Here is a 22,035-nt window from a genome sequence, read left to right as displayed (position 1 = left end):
CATACAGGCGGAAATATTAAAATATCGTCCTAGCCCTAAAACAAAAAAGCCCGATCTCCTAGATCGGGCAACACACAAAATATCGGTAATAGAGTAGGCAAATATCCTTAACTTACCTGCCTACCTACCATCGCTATCAGATATTTTGTGGACAGTGTTTACTGCTTTTAAATAGTCCACCGAATGGACGGTAAAATGCTAAATAACGAATTGCTACATAGCCAATAATAATACTTGCAACATAAAGCTCGATGGTTGCTAGACCGTGTACTTGCGCAACATAGTGAGCATCAAAGCCGTAATTTTTCATCCACGCTGCAGTTTTAAATAGTGCTGTTGCACCAATTGCCATTGGGAACGTAAAGGCTGCGTAACCTGGGCTGAACTCTAAGCGTAATAAACGGAAGAAAGCTAAGTAAATGACCGCTGTCATCAACACTGCAATACCTGCTAGTAATGCAACCACTACTGGTGATGGATTTGCAGTCACTGTTAAGTAACCCGCTAATGATAGACTTGCTGGTGCTGCCATAATCGCAATAGTTGGTTTTGCAGCATCTGGCACTTCATCACGGAACATAAAGCGGTAAATCATCATTGGAAGCATAACTGCATATGACAACATACCAAAGATTAACAATACGTTTGCTAATGGGTGTAACTCTGCAATACCAGGGAACGACACATCAGCAACAATAATACCGATTGGCGGTACGAACCAACTTGGCACCATATGGTGAAGATGGAAGTCACATGCACGGTGGTAAATAAATAGTGTTAAGAAAATAACGTGTAAAATTACCGCAAATAACCAAAGGTAAGCACCTGCTTGCGCTGATACATATAAACCAATCGCTTTTGATACCACCATTAATGCCATCGCAAAGGTAGGAACAACACTACCTACTACATGGTGAGATAAATCACCCCATAATAATTTTGGATGGAATATAAATTTTGTAATTAGAACAAGTAACATTAATGCCGCAATAACCGCACCTGTCATTTGAGCGTAGCCATGCAGTGTTGCACCATTTTCCCAGCACCATAAAACACTACCAATACCCAGTGCTAAACCTGCCATTGGTGTTGGTGCACCAGCTACTTTTCTTTTCGTCGTCTTAATCATGTTCTCTCTCCGCCTTTATCTGATAGCTCTTAGCGAATTGTCTGTGTCTTTTTGATGTAGCAAGTATATCCAGCTTGATTGTTTTATAATATCTGAATATATTTAACTGCATGTTAAGTTAAACTGAACCAAAATTTTAGAGGCGAGATTTTACCGTCGTTGATGATAAATAACGACCTTGCACAATGAGTTTTCAACAAAGGATAGTTATGAATATAGCGCTAAAACAATTGAAAGTTTTCGTAACCGTTGCTCAAGAACGTACTATAACTGCAGCCGCCGAGAAGTTATTCCTATCCAAGCCAGCAGTAAGCATGGCATTGTCTGAGCTAGAAAAGCAGCTTGATCATAAACTGTTTGATCGCAACAACAACCGTCTACTGATCAACGAACAAGGTAAGAAACTCCTACCGTTAGCTGACGAATTATTAGCGCGTTCTAACACCATCGAAAAGCTGTTTGATCAAGAAGATATTATTGCTGGCGAATTAAAGATTGGATCCAGCGATACAGTGGGCAACCAACTCACCCCATTTTTGATCCGAGACTTCCGAGCTCATACCCAGCACCAACACCAAAAACTGTTCATTTCAAACACCGCACATGTTTGCCAAAAACTCAGTGAATTTGAATTAGATGTCGGTTTTGTTGAAGGTAAAGTACAGCACCCTGATCTTATTGTGCAGCCATGGCTCGAAGATAATATGGTAGTGGCTTGTCACCCTGAGCATCCACTGGCACAAATTGAAGAATTACGTTTATCTGATCTGGAAGATTCCGAATGGGTGCTTCGCGAAACAGGCTCAGGTACACGTGAGTTTTTCTTAAATCGTTTAGCGCCACGTTTAGAACACTGGACACCAGCTTTTGAGCTTAATACCACAGAAGCAATCATCAATAGTGTTACGGCTGGGCTTGGGATCACCTGTATTTCTCAACGTGCGGCATTACATGCGGTTGAAGAAAAACGCATTGTATTACTACCAATGCCATTAGATATGCGACGCCAATACTGGCTGATTTTCCATAAAGAAAAATACCAAAGCCCATTGCTAGAATCCTTTATTCAATTTAGCCAACAATGGACATTTGATTAATCGCCATAACACGCCTTAAAAAGCTGGTTAAACACGATTATCACCTACACTATAAGCAATAATTTGGCTGATCTCAGTAAGGGATCGGCCTGATTCTTGTTGCCAATCATTAAATGCATTTTGCGCATTTCGCCATGATTTTAATGTGTCTCGCCCACCATCCACAATGCCCGTATGGCGCAAATAACTTTCTACATCTTTAGTAAACAAAAAGCTGTCTTTGCCCATTGCACGTAAACTGTAAGCACCAGTTTTTCCGCCAAGACGTTTGCCTTGTTTCTTTAAATACAGCCATAAGCCTACGATATCTTGCTCAGGCCATTCGGCCACCATATTAGCAAATGAGCCATATTCAATAGCGGCACGGTGGATCATGTTGGCATTATCAGGGATTGTCATTACCTTCTTTAAGTCACGAATGATCTCAGGATCTTGGGCTTTACGCTCCCACATTTCCTCAGGCATTAAACCCATTTTCTCGATATCAAAACCAAAGAAAACTTTTTCAAAGCCATCCCATTTATTGCGTACAACTTGCCAACGGATCCCACACTGAAAGATCTTCTGGGTTAAACATGCAAGCCAACGATCGTCGGTAATTTGTTGTAACTCTGTGCAGCTTAATGGGGTTGATAATCGCTGCTCTAGTGCGATATCACCGCCCTTTCTTTCTGCTGCACGAGTGTAAATCTGGTTAAATTTTTCTCTGGTCATCACATTAACACGCTTAGCACTGGACGAAGCTATTATGCTACTGTATAAACAGCCAGTAAATCAATTTGGGAGAGGATGACCATGGCTGTTATCGTCAAATATGTAGTTGAGCGCAACGGAGAAGAAAAGATGACTTTCACCTCTAAATCCGAAGCCGACGCATACGACAAAATGCTAGATATGGCGGATGAAATGTTTACTTTACTGAGCGAAAGTGAGCTTTTCGAAGATGAAGCCAAACAAGAAGAACTATCTATGTTCTTAGCGCAAAAGCGTGAAGAAGTATTAGTCGCGTTAGGCGCGAAAAAAGCAAAACCTGCAGCGAAAAAAAAAGTAGCGAAGCCTGAGCTAGTCGCTGATGGCGAAGCGCAAGAAAACGCAGCATAATTTTTTAATTATCCCGTTCGCTGTCAAAACCTCCGTTGTGGAGGTTTTTTTATACCTTAATTTCTTTCTATTTTATTTATCACTGAGTTACTCACAGCAAATTGCTCCGTGTATTCGCACTATATCATTCCATTCAGGCAATATTTCCGTGAATAATCCATCATTTTGCTCTGATTCTTCGTTCCACTCTTCTATATCTTTAAAACTCTCTTTATGATGGTTTCATTAACCGAGAGTTATTGCGCTTGTAATAACCTGTCGGGCTCATCTTGATGTTCCACCTCAATGTAAGGTGTATTTAACATCACATTTTTTGTAATGGAGAACAGGTAATCATGTCTAGCTTTTCACTTGCCCTAGGTACAGCCACTAAAAACCGTGATGGAAAAATCATTGAAGCGTTTTTCCCAACCCCAACGCTACATCCATCAGAAGATCTAGTAAAAAGCATCGCAGCTATCGTTGATTACCGTGGTGGTAACCAAGCGATTGAAGTAACACCTGAGCAATGTGCCGCTATCGCTTCTGCATTTGAAGACGCTAACGATGAAGTCAGCGCACAATTTGCAGCAAAAGCAACACTATCATCACAGCCACTTGTAATGGTGATGTTAAAAACTGACATCGCACCAGCGTCTGTTGCTGAAGGTTTCCTAAAGCTACAACTTATCTCTCACCGTTTAGTTAAGCCTCATGGCGTTGTTCTTGATGGTATCTTCGGTCTTCTACACAACATCGCATGGACTAACCAAGGTCCTATCGATCTTCCAGAGCTTGCTGAGCGTCAAATGGATGCGCGTCTAAACGGTGAAACAATCACTGTCGACTGTGTAGACAAGTTCCCTAAAATGGTGGATTACGTGGTACCAACAGGTGTTCGTATTGCTGATACTTCTCGCGTTCGTCTTGGCGCACATGTTGGTGAAGGCACAACTGTTATGCACGAAGGTTTTATCAACTTCAACGCAGGTACAACGGGTGTGAGCATGGTTGAAGGCCGTATCTCTGCAGGTGTTGTTGTGGGTGATGGTTCAGATATCGGTGGTGGTGCATCTATCATGGGTACACTTTCAGGCGGCGGTAAAGTAGTGGTTTCTATCGGTGAAAACAGCCTACTAGGTGCGAACGCTGGTCTTGGTTTCCCAATGGGCGATCGTTGTACTATCGAATCAGGTCTATACGTAACAGCGGGCTCTAAAGTACAAATGCTTGATGCTAACGGTAAGCCTGTAGAAGTGGTTAAAGCACGCGATCTTGCTGGTAAGCCAGATCTACTGTTCCGTCGTAACTCAATGACGGGTCAAATCGAATGTTTAACTAACAAAACAGCGATTGAACTAAACAGCGAGCTACACAGCAACAACTAATTTCGTTGCTAACTAGATAATAAAAATGTATGGTCCGCCCCGTTATTGCAACTACAATATTAGTAATAACGGAGTTGCGCTAATGTATTCGGAGTCAAAATTAGGCATATTAATGTCCTAGCTCCACGATGATATCCGCGCCAGATTATCCTTAAAAAGCGAAAAGCATTTATTGCTGTTTTTATTATCAGGTTATTAATCTGGCCGATTTACCGTTAATGTCATCACTTGCATTGTCGTTGCAAACTCGGTTATGACTGCGATGCAGTCTTAAACGCTTGGCGGTGGTATAACACCGCCCAAGCTATTCTTGCTAATTTGTTAGCCAATGCGACAACAACCACATTGAATGGCTTACTGGCTCTTAAATCTACCAGCCATTGTCCGAAGACTTTACCCGTTGTCTCTAACCTTGATAATACAGCTCTTGCGCCATGAATGAATAATGTCCGGAGATGTTTATTTCCTCGTTTACTCACCCCAAGTAACTTTGTTTTACCTCCCGTAGAGTATTGTCGAGGCACTAACCCTAACCAAGCAGCCATATTCCTTCCATTTGAAAAGTTACTGGCGGCACTAACATCTGCCACACACAGGGTTGCTGTTAAATCACCGATGCCAGGCACAGTTTTTAATAACTTAGCCAATTCATGTTGCTCAGCTAGCTGTTTCAACTTCGTATCTTGTATTTTTATCTGCTCATTAAGATACAAATAATGTGCGTGAATTAAGCTTAATTCGTACATAAGACTTTGTGGAAGAGTTTGATATTTTTGGTCTGCTATCCACTGAAAAAGCATCTTCATTTTCGCATGTCCTGTAGGCAAGCTCAGTCCAAACTCTAACAATATCGCTCCGATACGAGACATACAGGCTGTTCGCTCCTTAATAAAACCATCACGGATACGATGAATGACAGCAATGACTTGTGCTTCTTCTGATTTAACAGCAACAAAGCGCATGGAAGGTCGACTTGCTGCTTCAGCGATAGCTGCAGCATCAATGAAGTCATTTTTATTGCCTTTCACATAAGGTTTTACATACTGAGGAGGAATGAGTTGAACTTGATGCCCAAAATCAGCACATTTACGGGCTAACCAATGTGCACCACCACATGCTTCAAATGCGATAGTGGTGGTTTCTAAATTTGCGAGAAACTTTAGAAGTTGGCTTCGATTATATTTCTTACGTAGCACCTCTTTACCTGCGTAATTGTGTGCACAGCATGAAAGCAGTGTTTACCTAAATCGATACCTAAGATGTGGATAGTAGACATATGGTTCACCTCTTTGAAAGCCTACCCTAAGCCTAACGGCTTAGGATGAGGCGGACCATATAATTAAGCGGCGCACTCAATACAGTGCGCCGATTTTTTATTATGCTATGTAAATAAACCTAGTTTTTATAAGCTATAGCAGTTTATTTTTCTGTTTCCGCATGTTCAGCTTTCTTTTGAATAATATAAATAAAGGGATTACTGAATGAGAATTTACTCCCCTTGGTTGTTAAGCGCTTATCTTTCATCGCCCCTAACACTTCTTTTTGCGCTTTAATTAACGCGAAGAATCGCAGCATAATAAAACCAATTAAAATCGGTAAAAAAACCGATCCCGCCTCATTTGATTTCAAAATAAAACTCACTGCAAGCCAACCAGCAATCATCGCCAGCAATAAATAAAAGGGCGCAGTTTTTAATTCAATCTGAATCTCGTTATCCGTTTCGCGTCGTTGAAAAAAGAATTTCACTGTTTCATCCACCTGTTAATTCACTTAATTTAGAATCTCATATCCCGATAAACGCTATCAAGTAGATTTGTATTTAGAAATATCAATGCCTGCTCATTTTTCATAGAAATGAGTACAAAAAACGTTCACATTTACACTATTTATTCATTAAAACAACATTAATATTTGCAACTTCAAGTATTCATTTTAGGAATATTAAAAGCAGAACCTTGGTGCTACTTTTTTTCCATCAGGTTTTATTCGGTTTATATGGCGTTTTATTTCGTCATGTACCTATCAAGACCTAATAAAAATCTTAAATATGGAAATGATATAAGTAGGTCAATATGGCTAGTACAGACACGATAAAAAAAGGGAGAATTGGCGTATTCGCCTTGGCAATGTTAAACATTGTTGCCGTGGTCAGTTTACGTGGTCTTCCCGCTGAAGCGGAATATGGTTTAAGTTCGATTTTCTACTATATTTTTGCTGCGATTGTTTTCCTTATTCCGGTTTCACTGGTTGCAGCAGAGCTCGCAACGGGTTGGTCTGAAAAAGGCGGTATCTTCCGCTGGGTAGGTGAAGCTTTTGGTCCAAAGTTGGCATTAGTTGCCATGTTCATGCTGTGGATTGAAGTAACGGTGTGGTTCCCAACCGCATTAACATTCGGTTCTGTATCCCTTGCTTTTATGGGGCCAAACCATTCATTTGACCAAGCCCTTTCAGAAAATAAATTCTTCGTGCTTGCGATTGTACTAGCTATTTACTGGATAGCGACTTTCATTGCCTTACACGGCACAGAAGCCTTCTCTAAAGTCGCTAAATGGGGTGGCTTAATCGGTACAGTGATCCCTGGTATCGTCTTAATTGTCTTAGGCTTTGCTTACTTCTTTGCAGGCAATACTCCACAAATCCAATTGGGCTGGGATAAGTTAATTCCTGACTTCTCTAACTTTAATAATGTTGTTCTCGCTGCCAGCATCTTCTTGTTCTATGCCGGTATGGAGATGAACGCTATTCACGTTAAAGAAGTTGATGACGCGCCACGTAACTACCCTATTGCGATTGCCATTGCAGCCATTGGTACAGTGTGTGTATTCGTACTCGGTACACTTGCGATTGCCTTTGTTATTCCTCAAAAAGACATCAGCTTAACCCAAAGCTTACTTGTGACTTACGATGACATGTTTGCATGGGCTGGCATTAGCTGGGCTGCACCAATCATGGCAGCATGTTTAGCGCTTGGTGTACTAGCAGGTGTTGTAGGCTGGGTTGCAGGTCCTTCTTCAGGTCTACTTGTGGTAGCGAAAGGCGGTTACTTACCTCGTTTTTGGCAATACACCAATAAACACGGTATGGCATCACACATCATGTTGATGCAAGGCCTACTTGTTACTGCACTATCTGTTGTCTTCGTAGTACTACCATCAGTGCAAGCGGCTTATCAAACCTTAAGTCAGCTTACCGTGATCCTATATCTTGTGATGTACCTACTGATGTTTGCAGCAGCGATTCACTTACGTTACAGCCAACCTAACCGCCCTCGTGCATTTAAGATCCCTGGCGGTAACGGTGGTATGTGGTTCATTGGTGGCCTAGGTTTTGTAGGCTCTTTAACTGCATTCCTATTCTCATTCATTCCACCGGGTCAGATCTCTGTTGGTAGCCCAGAAGCATACGTAGGTATCTTAGTTGTGCTAACCATCATCTTTGTCTCTGTGCCGCTATTTATTTACAAAGCCCGCAAACCACACTGGAAAGATCCAGCGGTTACAGACTTTGCGCCATTCACTTGGGAAATTGAAAACGTGCATCCAGGTGTAATTAACCCATCAGACAAAGTTACTCACACATTGAATCAATAAGGAGATGAATATGTCGTGTTGTAAAAAAGATGTCGCTGCCGTTATGCAACAAGCATTTGATATGCATAAAGGAAACAAAGATGGCGCTAATGCTTCTTACATCCCGTTCCTAGCATCGGTTCCATCAGATTTATGTGGGCTGGCTTTCGTCTCTGTCACAGGCGAAGTTATCAAAATCCAAGATGTTGACTACAAATATGCCATTGAGTCGATTTCCAAAATAATGACATTAGGCTTAGCGCTTGAACAATCTGGTGCTGATGCTGTTCACAGTAAAATTGGTGCCGATCCAACAGGCTTACCATTTAACTCTGTAATAGCACTGGAGCTTCATGACGACAAACCATTAACCCCGCTCGTCAATGCAGGAGCAATGGCAACAGTGAGCCTAATTGAAGCAGAGGATAAAGAGCAACGCTGGCAAAAAATTCTGGCGTTTCAATCAGCTCTTGCTGCTGCCGATATTGAGCTGTCAGAGGATGTTAACCAATCAGAGCAAACCACTAATGCACATAACCGTGCTATGGCACTACTACTAGAATCCTCTAACCGTATTTACTCAGATCCGCTTGAAGCGTGTGATGTGTACACCCGCCAATGTTCAACACTATTTAATACTGTTGAGCTAGCAACGGTGGGTGCAACTTTTGCCAACGGGGGCAAAAACCCTGTCTCTGGTAAACAACTAGTTAGCCCTGAAAATGCCGCGCATATTCTTGCGGAAATGATGATGGAAGGGCTTTACGACACCTCTGGCGACTGGGCTTATGACGTCGGTTTGCCGGGTAAAAGTGGCGTCGGTGGTGGCTTACTGACCATCATCCCTAATGTGGGTGCACTCGCTGCATTCTCCCCACGTCTAGACCAATTTGGTAATAGCGTACGTGGACAATTAATGATTAAACATGTCGCTCAAACAATGGGTTGGAACTTGTTTAATAGCAAGCAACACTAAGGTAGGAAGAAAATTATGGCTCTTCATGAAGTAAAACGTCAAAACGAAAATGACCCAATCTTTGGTTCAGATATCATCAACAACGTTGCGGCAACTACTAAGCTACCACAGCACGAACAAGCACCTAACGTGATCTACCAAATGATCCGTGATGAACTTTACCTTGATGGTAATGCGCGTCAGAACCTTGCAACCTTCTGCCAAACTTGGGAAGAAGATGAAGTGCATAAATTAATGGATCTTTCTATTGATAAAAACATGATTGATAAAGATGAATACCCTCAGTCTGCTGAAATTGAAGGTCGTTGTGTTCATATTTTAGCGGATTTATGGAATTCACCAGAATCAGCAACCACCGTCGGTACTTCAACTACAGGCTCTAGTGAAGCCTGTATGTTAGGTGGTTTGGCGGCACTATGGCGTTGGCGTGAAAAGCGTCGTGCACTCGGTCAACCAACTGATAAGCCAAATATGGTGTGTGGTCCTGTCCAAGTATGTTGGGAAAAATTTGCCCGCTACTGGGATATTGAGATGCGTGAAACAAAAATGGCGGATGGTCATTACTACATGACGCCAGAGGACATGTTAGAGCTTGTCGACGCTAATACCATCATGGTAGTTCCAACCTTCGGTCAAACCTTCACTGGTTTATACGAAACAGTAAAACCATTATCTGATGCGCTAGATACTTACGAGCATGATACTGGTAACTCAATTGATATCCACGTCGATGGTGCAAGTGGTGCAATGTTAGCACCGTTCTGTGCTCCAGAAATTGAACCTTGGGATTTCCGCTTACCACGTGTGAAATCAATCAGCACTTCAGGTCATAAGTTTGGTTTAGCACCACTGGGTTGTGGTTGGGTTGTATGGCGTAACAAAGAAGATCTACCAGAGGGTTTAGTATTCCATGTCAACTATTTAGGTGGTGACATGCCAACCTTCGCCTTGAACTTCTCACGTCCAGCGGGACAGATCATTGCACAATACTACAACTTCCTACGTTTAGGTTATGAAGGCTACAAACGTATTCACGATAACAGCTACAACGTCTGTGAATACTTAGTGAAAGAGCTCAACAAATTTGATCTCTTCGAGTTCATCTTTGATGGTAACCGTGAAAAAGGTATTCCTGCGATCTCTTGGCGTTTAAAAGCAAATGCCGATGTACCATTTAGCTTATATGACTTAGCTGATCGTCTACGTACCCGTGGTTGGTTAGTACCTGCTTATAGCTTACCTGCGAATGCACAAGAGATAGTGGTGCAGCGTATTTTAGTTAAACAAGGCTTAACTATTGACCTTGCTAATCTACTCATCGCTGACTTTAAACGTTCTATCGACTTTCTTAACGCTCACCCACAGGCGGTATGTGAAGAAAATGATGTGAAGACATTTGATCACAGTGGTCGTTAATTAACGCCCTAAAAACATCTAAGGCTGGTTAATTCCGGCCTTTTATTTTTGCAAACACTAAGCCCATTTTTACTCCTCGCCTATCCTTTTTTCCGTGCTAGATTTATACCCATCTCATTGATCGTATAGGCTCACTATGTTTATTCACACTATCGAAATTATCTGCATTATTGCCTTTGCATTAAGTGCTGTGATCAGTGAGTCTAATAAAGGCAAAGATATCGTCAGTATCATGGTGATCGGCTGGGTAACCGCACTTGGTGGTGGTACCGTTCGAGATGTTATTCTCTCAACTAACCAAGTATTTTGGATCCGAGATCCCTCTTATTTTTGGACAGCATTAATTAGCTCATTTATTGGTTTTTTTCTCGCCCCGCACTTACGTCGGATCAAAGCTGAACGTCTTATTGTATTCCTGGATGCCATTGGCATTTCCATGTTCTCAGTGTTAGTTACCAAAGATCTGACCGCTCAACATTATGCACCTTATGTTGCGATCACCATGGGGATGATCACTGCGGTATTTGGTGGCGTATTGCGTGACATTCTAACTAACCGTCCAACCATGTTTAACAATACGGAATTCTACGCCAGCCCAGTCATTATTGGCTGTTATTTATATATTCTACAAACCCAGCATCACATCAATCCAGACGTAGCAACACTCACCAGTATTGGCTTTATTATCGCGTTGCGCATGTACATTGTAATTAAGAAGATCACCTTCCCTCGTTGTTTACTCTTAAAGTAACGCTATTCATTTTCAAGCGAGGCACTTGCTACGCTCTTTTTCCCAATAATGGCGAGTGCTAACCCTAATATTGCAGTAATAAAAACAATCATCGCTAACGCATGCACATTATCTAAATGCACTCGCCAAGCAATAAAAATAAAGATCGCAGCAAATACCATTTGCCCCGCGCCTGATAACGCACTCACCGTACCAAACTTATTACTATAAGGAACAAGTAACAAAGATTGAGAGCATGGGTAAATCAACGCTTGCGCAATGGCTATCCCAATAAAGCCTAATGTCACAGTAAATAACGTAAGAGGAAATAATAGAAATATAACCACAACCGTTAATTGAATAACGGGAGCGATAAATACGATATGGTGAGTGCCGTAAGACTTCCTTAAAACAAAACATAACCAACTAGCTAAAAGAAAAGCTATTGCGGGCACAATTGACCAATAAGCATAGTTTTCTGAAGTAAGGTGTAATTGGTCTTCTAAAACAAACGGAGCCAGTGATCCTGAAAAAATAATCAATGCCCAATTAATCCAACCGATAACAGTATAAGAAAGAAAATACCGATCTTTTAATAACGCATAGTAATAATTAAATATCGGGATAACAGGAATAGAAGCGCGTAATTTAGATAAGGTTTCCGGTAAATAAAACACTAAAACCAAATACCCTAAAGCGCTATAAACAAATAAACCGATGAAAACCGCTAACCAGCCAAAATGGTGATTAACCAAACCACCAACAATGGGAGAAAAAATTGGCGTAAAAGCGGAGACTATCGACAACCCCGTCATAGCAGATAAGAAAAATTTATTCTTATAGCTATCATGTAGCATCGCTCTAGCTATCACAGATTCACAGCCGCCACCAATCCCTTGAATAAAGCGAGCGAGTATTAAAAGATAAAAGCAATCGTGAAAGTACAACAGCAAGCCTAAACCTAAAATAGAAAGGAATAAGCCGATTAATAATACACGCCGCCTACCATAAACATAAGAAAGCGGACCATAAAATAGTTGAGAAGGGCCGTATCCAATCAAGTAACTAACAATGAGGCTTTCAGCAAGTGATTGATTAATTGAAAAGTCTTTTTGTATCCAAGGCAACAAAGGAAAAATGAGTCCTAAACTGAGTTGCCCCATGCTCACAATTAAAATAGCTAAAAAGAAAATATTCCAGTTCTGCTTAATAACACCTGTTACTTGCTCAGTAAGGGGAGTTTCCGTTGAAGTATTCATGACAACACGCCAATAGTGTGTAAATTGCCATGCTATTTTATGCCTCTCTCTTCACACAATTGACGCTTAGTTAATCAATTTAAGTTTTTCATATTCTCTTTTGCTTTAACGAAAAGAGAACAACTCAAACCATTAATTTTGATAATTAATAACCACAGATACATTCATATTTTTACTATCAACTTACATTTACCTTACAAACCTCTGTCATAAAAAAGGAACTTATAAGGAAAATAGAGCCCAAGACATTTAGGAGAGTATTATGAAAAAGAACATGGTTTTAGGGTTAATTGCACTTGTTGCGTTATCAAGCGTATCACTAACTGGCTGTAATGAAGATTCACATGCCAGTGAGCCAACAGTTGCACACATTTTATCTGTTGAAGCAGTAACAAAAACAGTAACAGAGCCGCATCAAGTGTGTGAGCAAGTTGCTGTAACCCATAAAGCCGCTCCTAAAGATGAAAACAAAATCTTAGGTACTGTTGTCGGTGCCGTTGCAGGCGGTGTACTTGGTCATCAAGTTGGTGGTGGTAACGGTAAGAAAGTAGCAACCGTAGCTGGTGCGGTAGCTGGCGGTGCTGCTGGTCATGTAGTTCAAGGTAAAATGCAAGAAAACAACACAACCACTACAATGGAAAAACGTTGTCACACTGAAAATACGAAAGTAGAAAAAACCATTGGTTACGATGTGACTTACAAGTTAGGTGATGACGAAGATACCGTTCGTATGGACAAGAAGCCAACTGGCAAGACGCTACCAGTTAAAGATGGTGAAGTTGTTATCTAATCTTTAAGCTAACGCGAAGAGCATTCCAAGCCCTGCTAGTCATAGTGGGGCTTTTGTTTGCGTATAAGAAACAGAAATGAATGAGCTGAACATTCTGCTCACCCAACTAAACTTAATCTATTTCTTCCAGACGCAAAAAAGCCCTAATCTTTCGATTAGGGCTTTTTCAAATAAGTGGCGGAGCGGATGGGACTCAACGCGCACGGCCAGTGCCGGACCCAAGATTCGAAGCACTTTTAAGGGTCGCACATAGCAAAAAACCTCAGCATTTCTGCTGAGGTTTCTTTAAGAAGTGGCGGAGCGGACGGGACTCGAACCCGCGACCCCCGGCGTGACAGGCCGGTATTCTAACCAACTGAACTACCGCTCCGACGAACATGGATGTTCTAATATCGCGAAGCCATGGATGGCTAATAGCGATAACACCACATGCGATATCCATAGTTCAAATAGATATCTAATTTTCTAACTTCCAGCATAAAGCTAAAAGTGAAATTTAAAGCCTGGCGATGTCCTACTCTCACATGGGGAGGCCCCACACTACCATCGGCGCTATTACGTTTCACTACTGAGTTCGGCATGGGATCAGGTGGGTCCATAATGCTATGGTCGCCAAGCAAATTCTTTATTTACTTTCAGTTTTTAAAAAACTGAAGGCAAAAGTAATCTTGAAAAGCTGATTCTCAAACACACGTTCAAGTGTTCTTGGAGTCCGTATAAAACCCCTTGGGTGTTGTATGGTTAAGCCTCACGGGCAATTAGTATCGGTTAGCTCAATGCCTCACAGCACTTACACACCCGACCTATCAACGTTGTAGTCTTCAACAACCCTTTAGAGACCTTAAAGGTCTAGGGATGACTCATCTTGAGGCTCGCTTCCCGCTTAGATGCTTTCAGCGGTTATCGATTCCGAACTTAGCTACCGGGCAATGCGTCTGGCGACACAACCCGAACACCAGCGGTTCGTCCACTCCGGTCCTCTCGTACTAGGAGCAGCCCCTCTCAATCATCCAACGCCCACGGCAGATAGGGACCGAACTGTCTCACGACGTTCTAAACCCAGCTCGCGTACCACTTTAAATGGCGAACAGCCATACCCTTGGGACCGACTTCAGCCCCAGGATGTGATGAGCCGACATCGAGGTGCCAAACACCGCCGTCGATATGAACTCTTGGGCGGTATCAGCCTGTTATCCCCGGAGTACCTTTTATCCGTTGAGCGATGGCCCTTCCATTCAGAACCACCGGATCACTATGACCTGCTTTTCGCACCTGCTCGAATTGTCATTCTCGCAGTCAAGCGGGCTTATGCCATTGCACTAACCTCACGATGTCCGACCGTGATTAGCCCACCTTCGTGCTCCTCCGTTACTCTTTGGGAGGAGACCGCCCCAGTCAAACTACCCACCAGGCACTGTCCGTAACCCCGATAAGGGGCCAACGTTAGAACATCAAGCATACAAGGGTGGTATTTCAAGGACGACTCCATAACCGCTGGCGCGATTATTTCACAGTCTCCCACCTATCCTACACATGTAGGGTCAATGTTCAGTGCCAAGCTATAGTAAAGGTTCACGGGGTCTTTCCGTCTAGCCGCGGGGACGCAGCATCTTCACTGCGATTTCAATTTCACTGAGTCTCGGGTGGAGACAGCGTACTCATCATTACGCCATTCGTGCAGGTCGGAACTTACCCGACAAGGAATTTCGCTACCTTAGGACCGTTATAGTTACGGCCGCCGTTTACCGGGGCTTCGATCAAGAGCTTCGACCGAAGTCTAACCCCATCAATTAACCTTCCGGCACCGGGCAGGCGTCACACCGTATACGTCATCTTTCGATTTTGCACAGTGCTGTGTTTTTAATAAACAGTTGCAGCCACCTGGTATCTGCGACTCCCGGCAGCTTAGAGAGCAAGTCTCATCACCGCTAGGAGCGTACCTTCTCCCGAAGTTACGGTACCATTTTGCCTAGTTCCTTCACCCGAGTTCTCTCAAGCGCCTTGGTATTCTCTACCTGATCACCTGTGTCGGTTTGGGGTACGATTCCTTATAATCTGAAGCTTAGAAGCTTTTCCCGGAAGCATGGCATCAATGACTTCATCACCGTAGTGACTCGACATCGTATCTCAGCCTTAAGATGGTCCGGATTTGCCTAAACCATCAGCCTACATACTTGGACCTGGACAACCGTCGCCAGGCTCACCTAGCCTTCTCCGTCCCTCCATCGCAATTATAAGAAGTACGGGAATATTAACCCGTTTCCCATCGACTACGCCTTTCGGCCTCGCCTTAGGGTCGACTTACCCTGCCCCGATTAACGTTGGACAGGAACCCTTGATCTTCCGGCGAGGGAGTTTTTCACTCCCTTTATCGTTACTCATGTCAGCATTCGCACTTCTGATACCTCCAGCATGCCTTACAGCACACCTTCAACGGCTTACAGAACGCTCCCCTACCCAATGAAGCAACTTCATTGCCGCAGCTTCGGTGTATAGCTTAGCCCCGTTAAATCTTCCGCGCAGGCCGACTCGACCAGTGAGCTATTACGCTTTCTTTAAATGATGGCTGCTTCTAAGCCAACATCCTGGCTGTCTGAGCCTTCCCACATCGTTTCCCACTTAGCTATAACTTTGGGACCTTAGCTGGCGGTCTGGGTTGTTTCCCTCTTCACGACGGACGTTAGCACCCGCCGTGTGTCTCCCGGATAGTACTTACTGGTATTCGGAGTTTGCAAAGGGTTGGTAAGTCGGGATGACCCCCTAGCCTTAACAGTGCTCTACCCCCAGTAGTATTCGTCCGAGGCGCTACCTAAATAGCTTTCGGGGAGAACCAGCTATCTCCGAGTTTGATTGGCCTTTCACCCCTAGCCACAAGTCATCCGCTAATTTTTCAACATTAGTCGGTTCGGTCCTCCAGTAAGTGTTACCTCACCTTCAACCTGCCCATGGCTAGATCACTCGGTTTCGGGTCTAATCCTAGCAACTCATTCGCCCAGTTAAGACTCGGTTTCCCTACGGCTCCCCTAAACGGTTAACCTTGCTACTAAAATTAAGTCGCTGACCCATTATACAAAGGTACGCAGTCACATAACAAGTATGCTCCTACTGCTTGTACGTACACGGTTTCAGGTTCTATTTCACTCCCCTCACAGGGGTTCTTTTCGCCTTTCCCTCACGGTACTGGTTCACTATCGGTCAGTCAGGAGTATTTAGCCTTGGAGGATGGTCCCCCCATATTCAGACAAGATAACACGTGTCCCGTCCTACTCGTTTTCACTGATAATGCGTTGTCGGTTACGGGGCTATCACCCTGTATCGCAGAACTTTCCAGAACTTTCACCTAACGCAAAACTAGCTTAAGGGCTAATCCGGTTTCGCTCGCCGCTACTACCGGAATCTCGGTTGATTTCTCTTCCTCGGGGTACTTAGATGTTTCAGTTCCCCCGGTTCGCCTCGTGCTGCTATGTATTCACAACACGATACGTGCTTATGCACGTGGGTTTCCCCATTCGGAAATCCCAGAGTCACAGGCTTTTACTACCTTCTCTGGGCTTATCGCAAGTTAATACGTCCTTCATCGCCTCTGACTGCCAAGGCATCCACCGTGTACGCTTAGTCACTTAACCATACAACCCCAAGAGGTTTCGTATGTTCAAACAACCAAGGTTTATGTCTCTCCGATCAAGCGAGACGTTGGTTTTTCGCCGGACTCGATACAAGACACTTGAATGTGTATTGTTTTGAGAACTCGTTTTCATCTTTCGATGAAAACTATAAATCAATCTATCGATTGAATTTACTAGTCAGCTTTCCAGATTGTTAAAGAGCATAACGCAAAAGCGTTAATCAATAACAAATGTTATTCATTAGCACTTTCGCTATTTTTCTAAAACCATTTCACCAAGCAATCTGTGTGGACACTGCATTTAACAGTAAGTCTTTAGGTAAGGAGGTGATCCAGCCCCAGGTTCCCCTAGGGCTACCTTGTTACGACTTCACCCCAGTCATGAACCACACCGTGGTAAACGCCCTCCCGAAGGTTAAGCTATCTACTTCTGGTGCAGCCCACTCCCATGGTGTGACGGGCGGTGTGTACAAGGCCCGGGAACGTATTCACCGTGACATTCTGATTCACGATTACTAGCGATTCCGACTTCATGGAGTCGAGTTGCAGACTCAATCCGGACTACGACGTACTTTCTGGGATTCGCTCACTCTCGCGAGTTGGCAGCCCTCTGTATACGCCATTGTAGCACGTGTGTAGCCCTACTCGTAAGGGCCATGATGACTTGACGTCGTCCCCACCTTCCTCCGGTTTATCACCAGCAGTCTCCCTGGAGTTCCCACCCGAAGTGCTGGCAAACAAGGATAAGGGTTGCGCTCGTTGCGGGACTTAACCCAACATTTCACAACACGAGCTGACGACAGCCATGCAGCACCTGTCTCAGAGCTCCCGAAGGCACCAAAGCATCTCTGCTAAGTTCTCTGGATGTCAAGAGTAGGTAAGGTTCTTCGCGTTGCATCGAATTAAACCACATGCTCCACCGCTTGTGCGGGCCCCCGTCAATTCATTTGAGTTTTAATCTTGCGACCGTACTCCCCAGGCGGTCTACTTAACGCGTTAGCTCCGAAAGCCACGGCTCAAGGCCACAACCTCCAAGTAGACATCGTTTACGGCGTGGACTACCAGGGTATCTAATCCTGTTTGCTCCCCACGCTTTCGCATCTGAGCGTCAGTCTTTGTCCAGGGGGCCGCCTTCGCCACCGGTATTCCTTCAGATCTCTACGCATTTCACCGCTACACCTGAAATTCTACCCCCTCTACAAGACTCTAGTCTGCCAGTTCAAAATGCTGTTCCGAGGTTGAGCCCCGGGCTTTCACATCTTGCTTAACAGACCGCCTGCATGCGCTTTACGCCCAGTAATTCCGATTAACGCTCGCACCCTCCGTATTACCGCGGCTGCTGGCACGGAGTTAGCTAGTGCTTCTTCTGTAGGTAACGTCAAACAATGCCGCTATTAACGACACTGCCTTCCTCCCTACTGAAAGTACTTTACAACCCGAAGGCCTTCTTCATACACGCGGCATGGCTGCATCAGGGTTTCCCCATTGTGCAATATTCCCCACTGCTGCCTCCCGTAGGAGTCTGGACCGTGTCTCAGTTCCAGTGTGGCTGATCATCCTCTCAGACCAGCTAGGGATCGTTGCCTTGGTGAGCCATTACCTCACCAACAAGCTAATCCCACCTAGGCTAATCCTGACGCGAGAGGCCCGAAGGTCCCCCTCTTTGCTCCGAAGAGATTATGCGGTATTAGCTATCGTTTCCAATAGTTATCCCCCACATCAGGGCATATTCCCAGGCATTACTCACCCGTCCGCCGCTCGCCGCCCTTAACGTTCCCCGAAGGTTCAGTTAAGTCGCTGCCGCTCGACTTGCATGTGTTAGGCCTGCCGCCAGCGTTCAATCTGAGCCATGATCAAACTCTTCAATTAAAGTTTTGTTGGTCTTTCGACCTACTCAATGAATACTGTTAATTCATCATAAATGATGAATGAATTGACTGTGCCGATTTCTCTTATAAATAAAAGTTATCGTATTGGTCACTAGTATCATTGATAAATCTTTTTGACTAATCATTCAACGAGTGCCCACACAGATTGCATGGTCAAATTGTTAAAGAACAATACTGATTCCGTCGCTAGCCAGTGGCTCGCCCCGTGTCAGTGAGGTCGAATTATAGGGAGAGATTTCTCGCTGACAACCCTTTTCTGCTCAATTATTTTTGTTCGCACAAGTATTAAACAAATCACTCATTAATGATCAATAATCACACCAGAACTCGAATTATTAATATATACAAAAACGCCCTACTTAAATGCAGGGCGTTCATTCATAGTCATCAAATCAGAAAATTAGATTTGCTGAGCAACAATTTCATCATCTTTTACAGATAGTGTTATCACTTTACCCGGTACAAATTTACCTGATAGTAAATCTTGCGCTAACGGGTTTTCGATATATTGCTGGATAGCACGTTTCAATGGACGCGCACCATACACAGGATCAAATCCGGCTTCTGCAATTAAATCTAACGCACTATCATCAATATCAAGACGGTAATCTTTTTCAGCCAAACGTTTTTTCAAACGCTCAATCTGAATGCTAGCAATATTTTTGATGTTCTCTTTACCAAGCGGATGGAACACGACTGTTTCATCAACACGATTAATGAACTCAGGACGGAAATGCTGACCCACCACTTCCATTACTAATGCTTTGATACCGTCATAATCAAGATTACCGAAATGCTCTTGAATACGATCAGAACCTAAGTTCGACGTCATGATGATTACTGTATTGCGGAAGTCCACTGTACGACCTTGACCATCAGTCAAACGACCATCATCTAACACTTGAAGTAAAATATTGAACACATCAGGGTGTGCTTTTTCTACTTCATCCAGTAATACCACTGAATATGGACGACGACGAACAGCTTCTGTTAAGTAGCCACCTTCTTCATAACCAACGTAACCTGGAGGCGCACCCACTAGACGAGCCACAGAGTGTTTCTCCATAAACTCAGACATGTCGATACGAACCATTGCCTCTTCACTGTCAAACATAAAGTTAGCCAGTGATTTACATAGCTCAGTTTTACCAACTCCCGTTGGACCTAAGAATAAGAATGAACCAATTGGACGTTGTGGATCGGCAAGACCTGCACGGCTACGACGGATTGCATTAGCTACCGCTTCTACGGCTTCATCTTGACCAATCACACGATGGTGTAATTCATCTTCCATACGAAGTAATTTATCACGCTCACCTTCTAGCATTTTTGATACTGGAATACTGGTTGCTTTTGATAGCACATCGGCAATTTCAGTATCCGTGACTTTGTTTTTCAACAAGGTCATTTCTTGCATTTCAGCTTGCGCGGCTAGATCTAACTGTTTTTCTAGCTCAGGAATACGACCGTATTGCAACTCAGACATGCGGTTTAAATCGCCTGCACGACGAGCAATTTCTACATCAGTACGTGCTTGCTCAAGTTCAGTTTTAATATGTTGAGTGCCAGATAGTGCAGCTTTTTCTGCATTCCACACTTCTTCTAGTTCAGCATATTCGCGCTCTTTAAGGTCAAGCTCTTCTAGCAAATCACTCAAACGCTTATGACTTGCATCATCGTCTTCTTTCTCTAATGCTTGCTGTTCAATCTTAAGCTGAATGATACGACGCTCTAAACGATCCAAAGACTCAGGTTTTGAATCAATCTGCATACGAATGCTTGATGCCGCCTCATCGATAAGATCAATCGCTTTATCTGGTAGCTGACGATCTGAGATATAACGGTGTGACAATGTCGCTGCCGCTACAATCGCAGGATCGGTAATTTCAACATGGTGATGAAGCTCGTAACGCTCTTTCAAACCACGAAGAATCGCAATGGTATCTTCGACACTTGGCTCATCCACCAGCACTTTTTGGAAACGACGCTCAAGCGCCGCATCTTTTTCAATGTACTGACGGTATTCATCTAATGTTGTAGCACCTACACAATGAAGTTCACCACGAGCCAATGCAGGTTTTAGCATGTTACCCGCATCCATTGAGCCTTCGCCTTTACCAGCGCCAACCATGGTATGAATTTCATCAATGAATAAGATCACACGACCATCTTCTTGCGATAATTCATTCAATACCGCTTTTAGTCGCTCTTCAAATTCACCACGGAATTTTGCACCTGCGATCAATGAACCCATATCAAGAGAAAGCACACGTTTATCACGCAAGCCTTCAGGCACTTCACCGTTAACAATACGTTGTGCTAAACCTTCAACAATCGCTGTTTTACCTACACCCGGCTCACCGATGATCACTGGGTTATTTTTAGTACGGCGTTGAAGCACTTGAATGGTGCGACGAATTTCATCGTCACGACCAATCACAGGATCTAATTTACCCTGCTCTGCACGCTCGGTTAAATCGATAGTGTATTTTTCCAATGCCTGACGATTTTCTTCTGCATTAGGATCATCGACTTTTTGACCACCGCGAATTTGATCGATCGCTTGCTCAATATTTTTCGCCGTTAAACCGAGCTCTTTAAATAGCTCACCCAATGGGCCTTTATCTTCAGCAGCCGCTAAAATGAATAGCTCTGATGAAATGAATTTATCTTTTCGCTTTTGTGCCAACTTATCGCACATATTAAGCAGCACGCCCATGCCATGTGAAAGCTGAACTTCACCGCCAATGCCGGTTACTTTTGGCATTCGGTCTAACAGTTCAGCAAGACGTGAACGTAACTGGGTAATATCGATGTTCAAAAGGGTGAGCAACGGACGTACGGTACTACCATCTTGATTAAGCAATGCCACCATTAGGTGTGCAGGCTCGATATACTGATGGTCTCGCCCCAGAGCCAGCGATTGCGCATCAGATATTGCCGATTGAAATTTGCTGGTGAATCGGTCAAGACGCATAAGTTCTCCCAATAAAATTCTTAATAAACTAATGCTATATATATGGATACTCAGGGTGTATTTTTCAACTCTGCAAATCGCAATATAATGCTGCAAAAAAAGCGGGTGAT

Annotated in this window: 13 protein-coding genes, 1 tRNA gene, 3 rRNA genes and 1 pseudogene; 8 read left to right on the top strand and 10 right to left on the bottom strand. The window is 43.6% G+C overall.

All coding sequences use genetic code 11. The features are described 5' to 3' along the window. Nucleotides 1-136: 136 nt before the first annotated feature. Nucleotides 137-1,129, bottom strand: coding sequence for a TDT family transporter (locus Q7674_RS09770; protein ID WP_045065876.1), 993 nt, complete (start codon nt 1,127-1,129; stop codon nt 137-139). A 209-nt stretch (nt 1,130-1,338) separates the two neighbouring features. Here Q7674_RS09770 and Q7674_RS09765 point away from each other — a divergent pair, with 209 nt between their 5' ends. Then, the gene (locus Q7674_RS09765; protein WP_008986194.1) at nt 1,339-2,226 is read left to right on the top strand and encodes a LysR substrate-binding domain-containing protein; all 888 of its coding nucleotides are present in this window, start codon (nt 1,339-1,341) and stop codon (nt 2,224-2,226) included. Nucleotides 2,227-2,253: 27 nt separating this feature from the next. Here Q7674_RS09765 and Q7674_RS09760 read toward each other — a convergent pair whose 3' ends face one another. Then, entirely contained in the window at nt 2,254-2,940 is a 687-nt protein-coding gene (locus tag Q7674_RS09760; protein ID WP_045065878.1) for a DNA-3-methyladenine glycosylase I, read from the bottom strand. 81 nt (nt 2,941-3,021) lie between these two features. On the opposite strand from Q7674_RS09760, the gene Q7674_RS09755 reads away from it, so the two are divergent. Further along, nucleotides 3,022-3,327, top strand: a complete 306-nt coding sequence (locus tag Q7674_RS09755) for a YebG family protein (RefSeq protein ID WP_107229714.1) — start codon at nt 3,022-3,024, stop codon at nt 3,325-3,327. A 335-nt stretch (nt 3,328-3,662) separates the two neighbouring features. Further along, nucleotides 3,663-4,694: a 2,3,4,5-tetrahydropyridine-2,6-dicarboxylate N-succinyltransferase gene (gene dapD, locus Q7674_RS09750; protein ID WP_045065880.1), complete on the top strand. Its 1,032-nt coding sequence runs from the start codon at nt 3,663-3,665 to the stop codon at nt 4,692-4,694. Between the two features lie 251 nt (nt 4,695-4,945). On the opposite strand, the pseudogene Q7674_RS09745 reads toward dapD, so the two are convergent. Together Q7674_RS09745 and Q7674_RS09740 are read right to left on the bottom strand one after the other, a co-directional pair. Then, nucleotides 4,946-5,970, bottom strand: a pseudogene (locus Q7674_RS09745) (IS110 family RNA-guided transposase). Nucleotides 5,971-6,113: 143 nt separating this feature from the next. Then, complete coding sequence (locus tag Q7674_RS09740) at nt 6,114-6,452, bottom strand: hypothetical protein (RefSeq protein WP_052679922.1); 339 nt, start codon at nt 6,450-6,452, stop codon at nt 6,114-6,116. Between the two features lie 314 nt (nt 6,453-6,766). Here Q7674_RS09740 and gadC point away from each other — a divergent pair, with 314 nt between their 5' ends. The 4 genes from gadC (at nt 6,767) to Q7674_RS09720 (ending at nt 11,406) form a co-directional block, all read left to right on the top strand. Then, nucleotides 6,767-8,284, top strand: a complete 1,518-nt coding sequence (gene gadC / locus Q7674_RS09735) for a glutamine/gamma-aminobutyrate antiporter GadC (RefSeq protein ID WP_080892264.1) — start codon at nt 6,767-6,769, stop codon at nt 8,282-8,284. Between the two features lie 10 nt (nt 8,285-8,294). Then, nucleotides 8,295-9,239: a glutaminase A gene (gene glsA / locus Q7674_RS09730; RefSeq protein WP_045066424.1), complete on the top strand. Its 945-nt coding sequence runs from the start codon at nt 8,295-8,297 to the stop codon at nt 9,237-9,239. A 15-nt stretch (nt 9,240-9,254) separates the two neighbouring features. Beyond that, complete coding sequence (gad, locus tag Q7674_RS09725; protein ID WP_045066423.1) at nt 9,255-10,655, top strand: glutamate decarboxylase; 1,401 nt, start codon at nt 9,255-9,257, stop codon at nt 10,653-10,655. A gap of 136 nt (nt 10,656-10,791) precedes the next feature. Continuing rightward, nucleotides 10,792-11,406, top strand: coding sequence for a trimeric intracellular cation channel family protein (locus tag Q7674_RS09720; protein ID WP_008986186.1), 615 nt, complete (start codon nt 10,792-10,794; stop codon nt 11,404-11,406). Nucleotides 11,407-11,408: 2 nt separating this feature from the next. Here Q7674_RS09720 and Q7674_RS09715 read toward each other — a convergent pair whose 3' ends face one another. Then, nucleotides 11,409-12,644: an MFS transporter gene (locus Q7674_RS09715; protein ID WP_045066421.1), complete on the bottom strand. Its 1,236-nt coding sequence runs from the start codon at nt 12,642-12,644 to the stop codon at nt 11,409-11,411. Between the two features lie 262 nt (nt 12,645-12,906). Here Q7674_RS09715 and Q7674_RS09710 point away from each other — a divergent pair, with 262 nt between their 5' ends. Further along, on the top strand, nt 12,907-13,434 hold the full coding sequence (locus Q7674_RS09710) for a glycine zipper 2TM domain-containing protein (protein ID WP_045066419.1): 528 nt from the start codon (nt 12,907-12,909) through the stop codon (nt 13,432-13,434). A gap of 293 nt (nt 13,435-13,727) precedes the next feature. Here the strand turns inward: Q7674_RS09710 and Q7674_RS09705 are convergent. The 5 genes from Q7674_RS09705 to clpB form a co-directional block, all read right to left on the bottom strand. Continuing rightward, nucleotides 13,728-13,804: transfer RNA gene (locus Q7674_RS09705), tRNA-Asp, on the bottom strand. Nucleotides 13,805-13,935: 131 nt separating this feature from the next. Then, nucleotides 13,936-14,051: ribosomal RNA gene (gene rrf / locus Q7674_RS09700) — 5S ribosomal RNA — on the bottom strand. Nucleotides 14,052-14,171: 120 nt separating this feature from the next. Next, a 23S ribosomal RNA gene (locus tag Q7674_RS09695) occupies nt 14,172-17,060 on the bottom strand. A gap of 319 nt (nt 17,061-17,379) precedes the next feature. Then, nucleotides 17,380-18,928 (bottom strand): 16S ribosomal RNA (locus Q7674_RS09690). The 16S, 23S and 5S rRNA genes sit together here with 1 tRNA gene alongside, the layout of an rRNA operon. Before the next feature lie 420 nt (nt 18,929-19,348). Continuing rightward, nucleotides 19,349-21,925, bottom strand: a complete 2,577-nt coding sequence (gene clpB, locus Q7674_RS09685; RefSeq protein WP_305423628.1) for an ATP-dependent chaperone ClpB — start codon at nt 21,923-21,925, stop codon at nt 19,349-19,351. Between the last annotated feature and the right edge of the window lie 110 nt (nt 21,926-22,035).

The organism is Photobacterium leiognathi, from assembly GCF_030685535.1.
GTDB lineage: Bacteria > Pseudomonadota > Gammaproteobacteria > Enterobacterales > Vibrionaceae > Photobacterium > Photobacterium leiognathi.
Note: the sequence above shows the minus strand (reverse complement) of the source record. Positions and strands in the feature narration are given on the sequence as shown.